10 protein-coding genes are annotated in these 14,555 nt (G+C 70.6%); all 10 read right to left on the bottom strand.

Features of this window, described 5'->3' with window-relative positions; genetic code table 11:
- Window positions 1-34: 34 nt before the first annotated feature.
- The gene (gene cysG / locus ACX938_RS11690; RefSeq protein WP_459431184.1) at window positions 35-1,480 is read right to left on the bottom strand and encodes a siroheme synthase CysG; all 1,446 of its coding nucleotides are present in this window, start codon (window positions 1,478-1,480) and stop codon (window positions 35-37) included.
- Window positions 1,477-2,463: a glycosyl transferase family protein gene (locus tag ACX938_RS11685; RefSeq protein WP_459431183.1), complete on the bottom strand. Its 987-nt coding sequence runs from the start codon at window positions 2,461-2,463 to the stop codon at window positions 1,477-1,479. The genes cysG and ACX938_RS11685 overlap by 4 nt, the downstream gene beginning before the upstream one ends.
- Window positions 2,460-5,081, bottom strand: coding sequence for a molybdopterin-dependent oxidoreductase (locus ACX938_RS11680; protein ID WP_459431182.1), 2,622 nt, complete (start codon window positions 5,079-5,081; stop codon window positions 2,460-2,462). The genes ACX938_RS11685 and ACX938_RS11680 overlap by 4 nt, the downstream gene beginning before the upstream one ends.
- Window positions 5,078-5,410: a nitrite reductase small subunit NirD gene (gene nirD / locus ACX938_RS11675; protein WP_232752885.1), complete on the bottom strand. Its 333-nt coding sequence runs from the start codon at window positions 5,408-5,410 to the stop codon at window positions 5,078-5,080. Before nirD ends, ACX938_RS11680 begins: the two co-directional genes overlap by 4 nt.
- A 172-nt stretch (window positions 5,411-5,582) precedes the next feature.
- Window positions 5,583-8,018, bottom strand: coding sequence for a nitrite reductase large subunit NirB (gene nirB / locus ACX938_RS11670; protein WP_459431181.1), 2,436 nt, complete (start codon window positions 8,016-8,018; stop codon window positions 5,583-5,585).
- A 4-nt stretch (window positions 8,019-8,022) separates the two neighbouring features.
- Complete coding sequence (locus ACX938_RS11665) at window positions 8,023-9,693, bottom strand: ABC transporter ATP-binding protein (RefSeq protein ID WP_459431180.1); 1,671 nt, start codon at window positions 9,691-9,693, stop codon at window positions 8,023-8,025.
- Window positions 9,694-9,736: 43 nt separating this feature from the next.
- Entirely contained in the window at window positions 9,737-10,819 is a 1,083-nt protein-coding gene (locus ACX938_RS11660) for an ABC transporter permease (RefSeq protein ID WP_459431179.1), read from the bottom strand.
- Window positions 10,820-10,930: 111 nt separating this feature from the next.
- A complete protein-coding gene (locus ACX938_RS11655; protein ID WP_459431178.1) occupies window positions 10,931-12,298 on the bottom strand; it encodes a CmpA/NrtA family ABC transporter substrate-binding protein in 1,368 nt (455 codons plus the stop codon).
- A 274-nt stretch (window positions 12,299-12,572) separates the two neighbouring features.
- Entirely contained in the window at window positions 12,573-13,748 is a 1,176-nt protein-coding gene (locus tag ACX938_RS11650) for a CmpA/NrtA family ABC transporter substrate-binding protein (RefSeq protein WP_459431177.1), read from the bottom strand.
- Window positions 13,745-14,329 (bottom strand): ANTAR domain-containing response regulator, encoded by a 585-nt coding sequence (locus ACX938_RS11645; RefSeq protein WP_232752880.1) that lies wholly within the window; start codon window positions 14,327-14,329, stop codon window positions 13,745-13,747. The genes ACX938_RS11650 and ACX938_RS11645 overlap by 4 nt, the downstream gene beginning before the upstream one ends.
- Between the last annotated feature and the right edge of the window lie 226 nt (window positions 14,330-14,555).

Below are 14,555 nucleotides of genomic sequence, written 5' to 3'. Positions count from 1 at the left end.
CTGGCCAAACGAGGCCACCAAGACCCCCTTCCTTCTAGGCCCGCAGCCGCAGATCGCGCAGCTCGGCGCCCTCCTCGCGCACTTCGCCGCCAGCCACCCCAACCGGCTCCCGCCAGTCCGCGCGGCGCGTCTTGTCGAGCGCCACCAGGATCATCGCGCAGCCCGTCACATCCGCAGCGTGGATCTCGGCTGCCATATCCGCCAGCGCCGTGCGGATCACCCGCTGGCCGGGCTTGGTCGCCTCCACCACGAACTCCACCGGCGTCTCGGGCGGCGCACCGCGGGAAAGCAGCACCTGGGCCAGCGCGCCTGAATTGCGCACGCCCATGTAGATGCAGAGCCGCGCGCCCGGGCGGACATGGTCCGCGATCTCGGGCAGACGACCCTCCTCCTGCAGCTGGCCGGTGGTCAGGACCAGCGTGTCCGTCGCCCCCCGGCAGGTCAGCGGCACCCCGAGGCTCGCCGCCGCGCCGCTGGCCGCGGTTACGCCGGGGATCACCTCGCAGGGCACGCCGGCCTCGCGCGCGGCGGATAGCTCCTCCTCGAGCCGGCCGAAGATGCCGGGATCGCCGGACTTCAGCCGCACCACCCGGCGGCCTTTCCGGGCCTCAGCCAGCATCACCTGGTTGATGCGGTCCTGCGGCCAGCTGTTGGCGCCGACAAGCTTGCCGACAAAGACCCGTTCGGCGTCGCGGCGGGCGAGTTCCAGGACCTCGGCCTCGACCAGCCGGTCGTAGAAGATCACGTCGGCCTCCTGCAGCCGGGCGACCGCGCGCAGGGTCAGGAGGTCGCGCGCCCCGGGCCCCGCGCCGACCAGCGCGATGCGGCCCGGGCTCACGCCCTCGGGCGCGGCGCCCGCGGCGATGGCGGATTTGAGCGCCGCGGCGGCCTCGCGTTCGCGCCCGGCCTCCCAGAGCGCGCGGGGGGCCTCGGCGAAGACCCAGCGCCAGAAGGCGCGCCGGGCGGTCTTGGGCACGCGCGCCGCGACGGCCCCGCGCATCCGGCCCGCGAGCGCGGCCAAGCCGCCGAGGTTCGGCGCGAGCATTTCCTCCACCCGGGTCTTGATCTGCCGCGCGAGGACCGGCGCCGTGCCCTCGGTGCCGATCGCCACGACCACCGGGTCGCGGTCGACCAGCGACGGCGTGGTCAGGTCGCAGAGCTCGGGCCGGTCGACGACATTGACCGGGCAGCGCGCAGCCCGGGCAAGCGCCTGCAGGCAGGCATCCGCCCCGGCGCAGCCTGTGGCGATGAAGCCCATGGCCGCGCCTTCGAAAAGCGCGGCAGTCACCGGGCCCGCGTGGTGGCTTGCCCGGCCACCCGCCACGAGGTCGGCCAGCTCGGGGTCGAGATCATCCGTGGCAAGCACCAGCGCCGCGTCGGTCTTGAGCATCAGCCGCGCCTTCTGCGCCGCTTCCTCGCCGCCGCCCGCGATGACGACGCGCCGCCCGGTGGTGCGGATGAACATCGGAAAGCTCTTCATGTCGGCACTCCTGCAAGCTGTGGCTCAGGCAGGCGGCGTGGCCGGTCCGCCCAGAGGTCGCGGGCCCGGGCGTGATGCCCGAGCGTGTCGAGGGCCAGCTGGGCGGTCGAGAGCACGATCGCCTCGGCGAAGGGATCCCGAAGCCGCCCCTCCCATAGCGCGGCCAGCGCGGCGGGGTCGCCCGGCGCATCCGCGAGCCGCTGGTGGCCCTCCAGCGGCTGGCCGCTCTGGCCCTGCCAGGCCCGCCCGCCGCGCAGCCCGAAGGTCGAGATGTCCTTGGTCGGGTGATGCTCGAACTCGCCGCCGCCGCCCTTCAGGACGGTCAGATGTGCGAGCCCCATGCGCTCTGCCGCATCCGCCTGAAGCCTCCGGTAGGCGGGGTGGAAGACGCCCTGCACCGCCGCCTCGGCGCGCCCGGGATTGAGCATGCGGACGACCGTGTTCAGGCAGGAGCGCAACCCGAGCCTGTCGCGCAGGGTCAGAAGCGCAAAGAGCCGCGGCGACAGGCTCTCGAGCGGCAGATAGGCGATGCCCCCTGCCCCGAGCGCCTGCCCTGCCTCAAGCACCGAGCGCACGACCGAGATGCCCAGCCCCGGCAAAGCGGCGCGGACCGAGGCGGCCTCGCGCTGGTGCGAGTTCCAGCCGTGCAGGAGCACCGGGACGCCCGCCGCCGCCACGAGCCGCGCCGAGAGCAGGAACCAGGGCAGCCCCCGGCTGCGCCCGGCGGCATAGCTCGGCCAGTCGAGCCCGGGGCGCGGGCCGACCCAGGGTGGAATGGCAGCCCGCGCGGCCTCGGCAAAACCGGCGATTTCCGCCGCGGTCTCGCCCTTCATGCGCAGGACCATGAGGATCGCGCCGATGGCCTCGGGGTCGGCCTCCTCGCCAAGCATCAGCGTCATCGCCTCCCGCGCCTCGGCCTGGGTCAGCCCGCGCGACCGGCCCGGGCCGCGCGCGAGGATGCGGACGTAGGGCGCGAGGCTCATTCCGCCGCCTCCCGGCTGGCGCGGCGGCTGGCGGAGAGAAGCGCCGCGATCTCTGGCTGGCAGGAGCCGCAGTTGGTGCCCGCGCCGAGCGCCGCGCCGACCTCGGTCACGCTGGCCAAGCCGTCGGTCTCGATCGCGGTCAGGATGGTGTTCACGCCAAGGCTGAAGCAGGAGCAGAGCGTCGGCCCGGGGTCCGGCAGATCCGCCGGCGCGCGGCCCGTGAGCGCGTGGTCTGCCGGGTCGCCCGGAAGCTGCGCCAGGTGATCGCGCTGCAGCGCCATCGGCTCGGGCCCGGCGAAGACGGCGGCGATGAGCCGGCCTCGGGTGTCGCGAAAGGCGATGCGCGCCCGCCCGCCGTCGCGATCGATCACCGTCTGGGCCCCGGCCTCGGGCAGATCGAAAAGCGCCCGCGCCCAGGCCTCCCAATCCTCGGGCGGGGAAAGCCCCGCCAGTTCCGCGCGCCAGCCCGCCTCGGTCCGGGCGCGGGCCCAATAGGCGGTGTCGGGCGTGAGCGCCCGCGCGGAGACCGCGAAGGCGTGAAACCCCGCCGCGAAAGGCGCCAGCGCGCAGACCGAGGCCTTGCTTTCCGGCTGGCCCGAGAGCGGATCGGTGACCGCCGCCACCAGCGCGTCGATCCGGGCCGAGGGCGCGGTCTCGCCGGTCCAATGCATCGGCGCGAAGACCTCGCCCGGGCGCACCGCATCGGTGATCTGGGCGCGCAGGATCGCGCGGCCGGTGGGGCTGGTCAGTTCGACGAGGCTGTCGGGGCCGATTCTCAGGCGGCGGGCGTCCTCTGGGTGGATCTCGGCGAAGGGTTCGGCCAGATGAGCCGAGAGCCGGGGCGAGAGCGCGGTGCGCGTCATCGTGTGCCACTGGTCGCGTATCCGCCCGGTGTTCAGCCGGAAGGGAAAGCGCCGCTCGCGGCGCGCGGCGGGCGGGCGGTGGCGCACCGGCACCATCCACATCTTGCCGTCCGGGTGGAAGGAGGCGCCCTCCGCGAAGAACCGCCCGCCCCGGCGCGCCGCGATCGGCCAGCGCTGCGGAGCGAAGGCGTCGTAGTCGGCGTCCGACATCTCGGCGAGGCCGGAGATGTCGAAGTCGAGCCCGAAGCCGCCCGCGATCCCCGAAAGGGCGGCGTGTTCGCGGAAGATCTCGGCCGGGCCGGCGTAGTCGAAGGCGTCTTTCCAACCGAGGCGGCGGCCCAGCTCGGCCATCTGCTGCCAGTCGGGCCGCGCCAATCCGGGGGCGTCACGCACCGCCCGCTGGCGCGAGATCATGCGGTCGGAATTGGTCACCGTGCCGGATTTCTCCGACCAGGCGGCGGCGGGCAGGAGCACGCTCGCAAGCCGCGCGGTGTCGGTCTCGGCGGTGATGTCCGAGACCACGGCGAAGCTCGAGGCGCGGATCGCCTCGCGCACGGCATCGGCCTCGGGCAGTGTCACGGCGGGGTTGGAATGCATCACCCAGAGCGCCTTGATCCGGCCGTCGGCAACGGCGTCGAACATCTCCACCGCCTTCAGCCCCGGCGCCTCGGGCATGGCGGGCGCGTCCCAGAACTGCCGCACGGCGGCGCGATGGGCGGGGTTCTCGAGCGCCATGTGGCAGGCGAGCATATTGGCCAGCCCGCCGACCTCGCGCCCGCCCATGGCGTTGGGCTGGCCGGTGACCGAGAAGGGCCCCATACCGGGCTGCCCGATCCGTCCCGTGGCGAGATGGCAGTTCAGGATCGCGTTGACCTTGTCGGACCCCGAAGAGGATTGGTTCACCCCCTGGCTGAAGACGGTGACCACCTTCTTCTGGCCGATCCACATCTCGCAGAAGCGCGCCAGCAGCGCCGGGTCGAGCCCGGTCGGATCGGCGCTGGCCTCGCGGGCGGCGGCCAGGGCCTCGGGCAGGCCCGCGACCCGGTCCAGGTAGTCGGCATCCAGCGCGCCCCGTGCGGCGATCTCCGCCAGGAGCAGGTTGAAGAGCGCCACGTCCGAGCCGATCTTGAGCGGCAGATGCAGGTCCGCCTTGTCGCAAGAGGCCGTGCGGCGCGGGTCGACCACCACGATCTTCGTGCCCCGCGCGGCCTTGGCCTCCAGCACCCGCCGGTGGAGCACCGGGTGGCACCAGGCGAGGTTCGAGCCGACCAGCACCACCAGGTCCGCCTCGTCCAGGTCCTCGTAGGTGCCGGGCACCGTGTCGGTCCCGAAGGCGCGGCGGTGGCCCGCCACGGTCGAGGCCATGCAGAGCCGCGAATTGGTGTCGATATTGGCCGAGCCGATGAAGCCCTTCATGAGCTTGTTGGCGACGTAGTAATCCTCGGTCAGCATCTGGCCCGAGACGTAGAAGGCCACGCTGTCGGGCCCGTGCTCGGCGATGGCGGCGCGGAACTTCTCGGCGACAAGGCCCATGGCGCTGTCCCAATCCGCCGCCCGGCCCCCGATCTGCGGGGTCAGCAGCCGGCCGCTGAGGTCCAGCGTCTCACCCAGGGCGGCGCCCTTGGAGCAGAGCCTGCCGCGGTTGGCCGGATGCGCCGGGTCGCCGCTGACCGCGAGGCCGCCCTGCGCATCCCGCGACAGGAGCACCCCGCAGCCGACGCCGCAGTAGGGACAGGTGGAGCGGAGGCCTGTCACGCGGCGCTCCGCCGGCCGATGGCCTCCGCCTCGATCAGGACGCGGCCCTGGGCAACGCGCACCGGGTAGGTCGCGATCCGGCCCGCGTCGGCGCCCTGCGCCTCGCCGGTTTCGAGCGAGAAGACCCAGTTGTGCAGCGGGCAGGTCACCTTGCGGTCGTGCACGATGCCTTCGGAGAGCGGCCCGCCCTTGTGCGGGCAGCTGTTGGAGGTCGCGAAGACCTCGGCCTCGGCGGTGCGGAACAGCGCGAGGCAGCCGAGCGGCGTCTTCACGATGCGCGCGCCGCGCAGGGGGATGTCCTCGAGGGCGCCAAGGTCGATCCAGCTCATGTCTCTGCTCCGTCAGCTCGGGGGGATTGGCGCGCGCCGGGGGCGCGGGGCGCGGCAGGCGCAAGGGTCTGGGGGCCGTGATGGGGGGCGTGGGCGCTGAAGCCGCACGCCGCACCATGGGACGCGGGCGCCCCGAGGCCGCACGCGGCGCGAAGGGATGAAACGACCCCGCTCATTCCGCCGCCTCCAGCGTCATATCGGCCAGCGGCGCGAAGCGCCGTGCGGCCTCGGGCGTGGCGCTTTCGGCCCAGGGGTCCTTCTGGTGGACCTCCTGGCTCAGGTCGAAGCGCGCGATCAGCGCGGCGCGGGTGTCCGCGTCGGCCAGCGTCTCCTGCACCCAGTCGAGCCCCACCTTCGCGACCCATTTGTAAGGCCGGTCGAGATACTTGGCGTGCTCGCGGTAGAGCTGGACGAAGGCCACCGTCCAGTCGATGGCCTCATCTTCAGTGGCCACATCGACCAGCCGCTCGGTCTCCTTCACGTCCATGCCCGCGGCGCCCGCGACGCCGACCTGGTAGCCGCTGTCGACGCAGACGATGCCCACGTCCTTGCAGGTCGCCTCGGCGCAGTTCCTCGGACAGCCCGAGACCCCCAGCTTGACCTTGTGCGGCGTCCAGGAGCCCCAGAGCCGCTGTTCAAGCTTCACCCCGAGGCCGGTCGAATCCTGCGTGCCGAAGCGGCAATGTTCCGAGCCCACGCAGGTCTTCACGGTCCGCAGCCCCTTGGAATAGGCGTGGCCCGAGACCAGCCCCGCGCGGTTCAGATCGGCCCAGATCGCGGGCAGATCCTCGCCCCGCACGCCCAGAAGGTCGATGCGCTGCCCGCCGGTGACCTTGACCGTCGGCACGGCGTATTTCTCGGCGGCGTCGGCGATGGCGCGCAGCTCTCCGGGCGTGGTCAGCCCGCCCCACATGCGCGGCACGACCGAGAAGGTGCCGTCCTTCTGGATGTTGGCGTGCTTGCGCTCGTTGACGAAGCGCGACTGCGGGTCGTCGCGATACTCCAGCGGCCAGTCGGCGAGCAGGTAGTAGTTCACAGCCGGCCGGCAGACGTGGCAGCCGTTCCGCGTGGTCCAGCCCAGCTCCTGCCAGACCGCCTCCTGGCTTTTCAGCTCCTGCGACTTGATCAGCCGGCGCACATCCTCGTGGGTGAGATCGGTGCAGGCGCAAACGGGCTGCGCGGTGGGCGCGACGAACTCCGCGCCCAGCTCCACCGCCAGCACCTGTTCCACGAGCCCCGTGCAGGTCCCGCAGGAGGCCGAGGCCTTGGTGGTCGCCCGAAGCGCGCCGAGGTCGGTCGCGCCCGCGCCGATGGCCGCGGTGATCTGGCCCTTGCAGACGCCGTTGCAGCCGCAGATCTCTGCGTCAGCCGGCAAGGCTGCAACGGCGGCCAAAGGGTCCGCGGCGGCCCCTCCCTGGTAGGCGGGCCCGAAGATCAGCGTCTCGCGCATCTGCGAGATGTCGGTGCGGTCCTTGATCAGGCCGAAGAACCAGTTGCCGTCGGCGGTGTCGCCATACATCACCGCGCCGATCAGCCGGTCGCCCTCGATCACCAGGCGCTTGTAGACGCCGCGCGCGGGGTCGCGGAAGACGATGTCCTCGCGGCCCTCGCCCTCGGCGAAATCGCCCGCCGAGAAAAGGTCGACGCCGGTGACCTTGAGCTTGGTCGAGAGCTCCTTCTGCGCGAAGCCCGCCTGCCCGCCCGAGAGCGTTTCCGCCAGCACCTTGGCCTGGTCGTAGAGCGGCGCCACCAGCCCGAAGACCGCGCCCTGGTGTTCGACGCATTCCCCGAGCGCATAGATCGATCCGTCCGAGGTGCCCATCTGGTCGTCGACATGGATGCCGCGCCCGACGGCCAGCCCCGCCTCCTGCGCCAGCGCCACGTTCGGGCGGATGCCCACGGCCATGACCAGGAGGTCGCAGGGGATCTCTTCGCCGCTGTCGAGCTCCAGCGCCCGAACCTGGCCGTCCTGCCCCAGGATCTGCTTCGAATTGGTCGCGCAGCGGATCGTGATGCCGCGGTCGCTCAACTCCTTGCGCAAGAGGTAGCCCGCCGCCTCGTCGAGCTGGCGCTCCATCAGGTGGCCCATGAGGTGCACCACGGTGGTCTCGATGCCCCGCGCGTGCAGGCCCGCCGCGGCCTCGAGGCCCAGGAGCCCGCCGCCGATCACCACGGCCTTCTGGCCGGGGCGCAGCGCCATCATGCGCTCGGTGTCCTCGAGATCGCGATAGGCGATGACCCCTTCGAGGTCGTGGCCGGGCAGCGGGATGATGAAGGGCTGCGAGCCGGTGGCGATCACCAGCCGGTCGTAGTCCAGCTCCGCGCCCGCGTCGGTGGTCACGCGCCGGGCGGCGCGGTCGATGCCCGTCACCCGCTCGCCGAAGCGGCAGGTCACGCCGCGCTCGGCATACCAATCGGCGTCATGGGTCACGATCTCTTCGAAGGTCTTCTCGCCCGAGAGCACCGGCGAGAGCATGATCCGGTTGTAGCAGCCGCGCGGCTCGGCGTTGATCAGGGTGACCTCCCAGTCGCCCTGCGCCTCCAGGAGATGTTCGAGCAGGCGGCCCGAGGCCATGCCCGCGCCGATGACGATCAGTTTCTGGCTCATTGTGTCACTCCGCGGCCATGGCTTGGGGTTTGGGGGCGGATTTCGGCGTCGCGCCGTGCTCGTAGTCCTCGAGGAAATCGAGCACCTCCTGCCGGTAGGCGTAGTAATCGGGGTGTTCGAGCAGCTCCTTGCGCGAGCGCGGGCGCGGCAGGTCCACGTCGACGATCTTGCCGATGGTGGCCTGCGGGCCGTTGGTCATCATCACCACGCGGTCGGCCAGCAGGATCGCCTCGTCGACGTCATGGGTGACGCAGATCGCGGTGACCTTGGTGCGGTCCCAGACCTCCATCAGCACTTCCTGCAGCTCCCAGCGGGTGAGGCTGTCGAGCATGCCGAAGGGCTCATCGAGGAGCAGCAGCTTGGGGCTGAGCGCGAAGGCCCGCGCGATGCCCACGCGCTGCTTCATGCCGTTCGACAGATCCGCCGCCGGGCGGTCCATCGCCTCGGCGAGGCCCACCCGTTCTAGGTAGTAGTCCACCACGTCCTGCCGCTCGCCCCGGCTGGCGCGCGGGTAGACCTTGTCGACGCCGATGGCGACGTTCTCGCGCGCGGTCAGCCAGGGAAAGAGCGAGGGCGACTGGAAGACCACCGCGCGTTCGGGGTCCGCGCCCTCGACGTGGCGGCCGTCGAGCTTGATCGCGCCCTGGCTGATCTCGTTCAGCCCCGCCGCCATGGTCAGCACCGTCGACTTGCCGCAGCCCGAATGGCCGATCAGCGAGACGAACTCGCCCTTGTTCATCTTGAGGTCGAAATCCTCGACCACGGTCAGCGGCCCCTTGGGGGTCGGATAGACCTTGTGCAGCTGCGAGAAGTCGAGGAACCGGTCGGTGATCGCCCCGGCGCCGGCCTCGGCCACCGCCTTCGGCAGCCCGTGGATCGGCGTGACATTGGGCAGGGTCCGGCTGCCCTCGGCGCGGGCGGCGATGCCCACGTCCATCAGGTAGCCGGTGATCCGGGCGCGCAGCGCCTTGAAGCCCTCGTGGTGGTTCATCTCGCCCCGTTCGCGCGGGCGCGGGATCGAGACGGCGAACTCTTCGCCCAGCGTGCCGTCGGGGTTGAGCGCGATGATCCGGTCGGCCAGCACGATGGCCTCGTCGACGTCATTGGTGATCAGCACGCAGGTCTTTCGGTCGGCCTGCCAGATCGCCTCGATCTCGTCGGCGAGATTGGCCCGCGTCAGCGCGTCCAGCGCCGAGAGCGGCTCGTCCAGAAGCAGCATCTCGGGGTCCATCGCCAGCGCGCGGGCCACGTTGACCCGCTGGCGCATGCCGCCCGAAAGCTCCGCCGGCCGCCGCGTGGCGGCGTGGGACAGGCCCACCATCTCGACGTAATGCGCCGTCTTCTCGGCCTTTTCCGCCGCCGAGAGCCCCGGGAAGACCGTGTCGACCGCCAGCCGGACGTTGCCGGTGACGGTCAGCCAGGGCATCAGCGAGTAGTTCTGGAAGACCACGCCGCGTTCGGGGCCGGGCCCCGCGACGGGCAAGCCCTTGAAGAGGACCCGGCCCGCCGAGGGCTGCTCGAGCCCGGCCATGAGGTTGATGAGGGTGGTCTTGCCGGTGCCCGAGAAGCCCAGGATCACCACGAACTCGCCCTCGGCCACGTCGAGCTCGATGCCCGAGAGCACCTCCTCTTCGCCGTAGCGCTTGGTGACGGTCTCGAAAGTCAGGATACCCATGATATCTCCTTGCTGCGCGATCGCGTCGCTGCTTGAGCGCCGCTTACCGCTGGTTCGAGAAGGTGAAGGCGGCCTGGATCGCGAACATCAGCCGGTCGAGCAGGAAGCCGATGATGCCGATGGTGAAGACCGCGACCATGATCCGCGCGAGGCTGGAGGAGGAGCCGTTCTGGAACTCGTCCCAGACGAACTTTCCGAGCCCGGGGTTCTGCGCCAGCATCTCGGCGGCGATCAGCACCATCCATCCCACGCCAAGGCTGAGCCGCAGGCCGGTGAAGATCAGCGGCAGCGCGGAGGGCAGGACCAGCTTGGTGATCTTGGTCCGGGTGCTCATCTTCAGCACCTTGGAGACATTCACCAGGTCGCGGTCGATCGAGGCCACGCCAAGCGCGGTGTTGATCAGCGTCGGCCAGAGCGAACAGAGCGTCACGGTGATTGCCGAGACCAGGAAGCTTTTCTCGAAGAGCCCGTCGTCGGTGACATAGACCGCCGAGACGACCATGGTCACGATCGGCAGCCAGGCCAGCGGCGAGACCGGCTTGAAGATCTGGATGATCGGGTTCAGCGCGGCATTGGCGGTGGCCGAGAGCCCCGCGAGGATGCCGAGCGGCACCGCCGCGGCGGTGGCGATCAGGAAGCCGAAGAACACCGTGCGGATCGAGGTGGCGATCTGCTGGTAGAACGAGGGCGCGCCGGTGAAGGCGACGGTCTTGACCTCGTCCTCGCGGCCCGCGGCGATCAGGCGTTCGTTGCGCTGGGCGACCATGGCCTCGAACTTCTCGCGCTTCTCGCCGGTGCGCACGGCGTCCTCGTGCAGGCCCGTGGCCTCCTGCCAGACCGCCGCGGGCCCCGGCACGGCACCAAGCGAGGTCTGCACCTGCGGGGCGAGCGTCGCCCAGAGCGCGAGGAAGCCCAGAATCGCCACGAGCGGCACGCCGAGAAGGCGCCAGACCTCGCGGCCCTGGGCGCGGGGGTTGTCGCCGGCGGCGGCGCGCAGAAGCGGCGTGATCCAGGCCAGGCCCAGGACCTTGAACCAGGCGTCGGCCTTGGTGATGCGGGTGAAGAGCCGGGCGCGGCGGGCCGCGCGGTCGCTCTCTTCGACGGTGGTGGGGTCAACGGCGGTCATGGAACGCTCCGTGAGACGGGAAGTGTCGGGGGTCCGCCTCCCGGCCCGGTGCAAGCGTGCCCATCTAGGGACGCGCGAGGGGCCGGAAGGCGGCGTGAATGTGGGGAGGGCTCAGCCCTGGATGTCGTTGCCGACGACCACCTGCGCGCCCTTCAGCCCGATCGAGAGGCTCTCGAGGTAGGCATTGGGCGTCCGGCCGTCGTAGGGCACGCCGTCGATGACGTCCTCGGCGGGCGTGGCGGCCTTGTAGCCGTCGCTCTCCCAGGGGAAATCCGCCGGATCGGCCAGCCCCTCGTCGACCAGGAGCTCCGCGGCCTCGAGGTAGATCGCGGGCTTGTAGACCGAGCGCGCGATCTCGTCGTACCAGCTGTCCGGCTTGGCCTCGGAGATCTGCCCCCAGCGGCGCATCTGGGTCAGATACCAGACCGCGTCCGAATAGAAGGGATAGGTCGCGTTGTAGCGGAAGAAGACGTTGAAGTCGGGCACCTCGCGCACGTCGCCCTTCTCGTATTCGAAGGTGCCGGTCATCGAGTTGGCGATCACCTCGTAATCCGCGCCCACGTATTCGGGCCGCGACAGGATCTCGACCGCCTCCTCGCGGTTGGCGTTGCCGTTCTCGTCGAGCCACATGGCCGCGCGGATCAGCGCCTTGATGACGGCGAGCGTGGTGTTGGGGTTCTCCTCGGTGAACTCGGCGGTCAGGCCGAAGACCTTCTCGGGGTTGTTCTTCCAGATCTCGTAATCGGTCACGACCGGCACGCCGATGCCCTTGAAGACCGCCTGCTGGTTCCAGGGCTCGCCCACGCAATAGCCGTGGATCGTGCCCGCCTCGAGCGTCGCGGGCATCTGCGGCGGCGGGGTCACCGAGAGGAAGACATCGGCGTTGACCTGGCCGGTGGCGTCGCCCTCGCCGTAGAAGCCCGGGTTCAGCCCGCCGGCGGCAAGCCAGTAGCGCAGCTCGTAATTGTGGGTGGAGACCGGAAAGACCATGCCCATGTTGAAGGCTTCGCCGTTGTCGCGGAAGCTTTCGACCACCGGCGCCAGGGCCTCGGCCGAGATCGGGTGCTGGGGCCGTCCGTCCTCCATGACGGGGATGTTGGGTTTCATCATCTCCCAAACCTCGTTCGACACGGTGATGCCGTTGCCGTTGAGGTCCATGGAGAAAGGCGTGACGATATGCGCCTCGGTGCCGTAGCCGATGGTCGCCGCCAGGGGCTGGCCGGCGAGCATATGCGCCCCGTCGAGCGTGCCGTCGATGACGCCGTCCAGCAGCACCTTCCAGTTGGCCTGCGCCTCGAGCGTCACGAAAAGCCCTTCGTCGAGGAAATAGCCCTGCTCGTAGGCCACCGCGAGCGGCGCCATGTCGGTGAGCTTGATGAAGCCGAAGGTCAGCTCGTCTTTCTCGAGAGGCAGCATCTCGGCCAGGGCCGGGCTGGTGAGCGCAGTGGTGGCCGCGAGGCCAAGGAGGATATTCTTCATGTCGCATCCTGTTGGTGAGGCCGGAGGAGATGGCCGGAAACGCGAAAAAAGCCGCTGACGCGCCCTGCCCCTTCGGAAAAGGAAACAGAGGGTCGAGCGGCTTTGCTCAGACAACCCGGACGTTCGGGAAATTCAGGTCGGAAAGCGCCCCGTTGCGCCTTCGTGGGTCCACCATGCGGTGCCCGGGGTCAGCCCGGCAAGCCTCGCGAGCCCTTGAGCGCGCGGATGTTCTGCATTGCAGCAAAAATTCCGGCACCTGCCGAAAAATGCAGCATCAAAAGGACGCCGGATCGAACCTGGCACCGTCGAAGAAGGTGTTTCCGGGCGATGTCAGCACCCCGTGGACGCCGGTGACCTGGGAATCGCCGGCGAAGGCACCCTCGACCCGCGAGGAGGCCGGCGGCAGGATCGCGCTGGTCTGCGCCAGCGCCGCGCGGTGGATGTCGCTGCGAAAGGTGCGCTCGGCGCTGCGCATGGCGCTGGCGCGGTCGAGCCCGGTCCGCGCGGCAAGCTGGCTGCCGATCCAGGCCGCCTGGCTGCGCCAGGGGAAATGCGCGGCGCCTTCGTGGAAGCTGAGGAAGGGCTGGACCTCGCGCATGCCGAGCCCGCCGCCCAGGTCGAACTGCCCGGTGAAGGCCCGTTCGATCAGCTCGGCCCCGACGTCGAGGTATTCCCGCCGCGCCAACAGCTCGGCGGCCAGCGAACGCGCATCGGCGGCCTCGAGCCAGCGGCTCGCGCGCCAGACCGCCCGGATCAGCCGCGCGGACAGCTCCGGCTCGCCGTCGGCCCAGCCCGCGCGGGTGGCCAGCACCTTCTCGGGCGCCCAGGACCAGATCGCCTTGCCTGCCAGCAAGAGAACACCCCCGTCCTTGGCCGCGACCTGCGAGGCCCAGGGCTCGCCCACGCAGAAGGCGTCGATCTCGCCGGTCTGGATCGCATCGGCCATCAGGGGCGGCGGCACGGTGCGCACCACCAGGCTTTGCGGGCTGGGCAGACCCAGGGCGGAGAGCCAGTGGAAGACCAGCTCGGCATGCATGGAGAAGGGAAAAGGCACCCCGAAGCGCAGCGGTTTCGGCGCCCCGGAGATCAGCAGCCGACCGGCCCTTTCCGCCGCCATGAGGTCGAAGTCATGGCCCGCCGCGCGCATCTTCTCGGCCAGGGGCGCGCTGAGGCCCACCATCGTGCCGTTGACCGAGAGGACCGAGACCACGTCGAAACCCGTCGCCCCGCCGCCGAGCCCCAGCGCGGTCGCGACCGGCACCGGGGCCAGCATATGCGCCGCATCGACCTGCCCCACCGAGAGCGCGTCGCGCAGCCGCGACCAGGAGGGCGCCTGCACCAGGTCGAGGCTCAGCCCCTCGGCGGCGGCAAAGCCCATCTCCTCGGCGACAATCAGAGGCGCCGCGTCGACCAGCGGCACATAGCCCAGCGAAATCGGCGTTGTCCTCATCCCAGGAGCCTCGCCGAGGTCACCAGCGCCTGCGCCACATCGGCGATGCGCCGGTTCTGCTCCATCGCGGTGCGGCGCAGGAGGGCATAGGCCTCTTCCTCGTCGATGCCGCGGGCGCGCATGACCAGCCCCTTGGCGCGGTCGATGACCTTGCGCTCCTCGAGCGCCTTCTTGGTCTCGGCCAGCTCGGTGCGCATGCGCTTGACCATCTGGAAGCGCGCGATGGCCGCGTCGAGCACCGGTTTGACCCGCGCCCGCGTGAGCCCGTCGACCACATAGGCCGAGAGCCCCGCCTCGATCGCCGCGGTCGAGAGCGCCTGATCGGTCCGGTCGACGAACAGCGCCACCGGCCGGTCGAGCGGCCCCGAGGCCAGGGCCAGCTCCTCGAGCGTGTCGCGCGAGGGGTCGGCCTCGTCGACCAGCACCACGTCGGGGCTGTGCAGCTGGATCTGCCGCTGCAGGGCGGCGCGCTCGCCGATGATGTGGATGTCGTAGTCCCCGGCCTCGCGCAGCGCATCGACGATGAGCTTGGCGCGATCCGGGTCCGCTTCGACGATCACGATGGTGAGCACGGAGGACATGGGCTCCACCCAGCACAGCGCGCGGCGCTTGGCAAAAGAGAAGCGGCAGCGGGGGGTGATGGCTGAGGCGCTGTGCCCAAAGAATGGGCAGTTTGTGGGTGGGCCGGGTTGCGGGCTTGGGCTTGGGCTTGGGCTTGGGCTTGGGCTTGGGCTTGGGCTTGGGCTTGGGCTTGGGCTTGGGCTTGGGCTTGGGCTTGGGCTTGGGCTTGGGCTTGGGCTTGGGCTT

This window comes from Roseivivax sp. (assembly GCF_054552075.1).
This window is presented reverse-complemented; position numbering and strand designations above follow the sequence as displayed.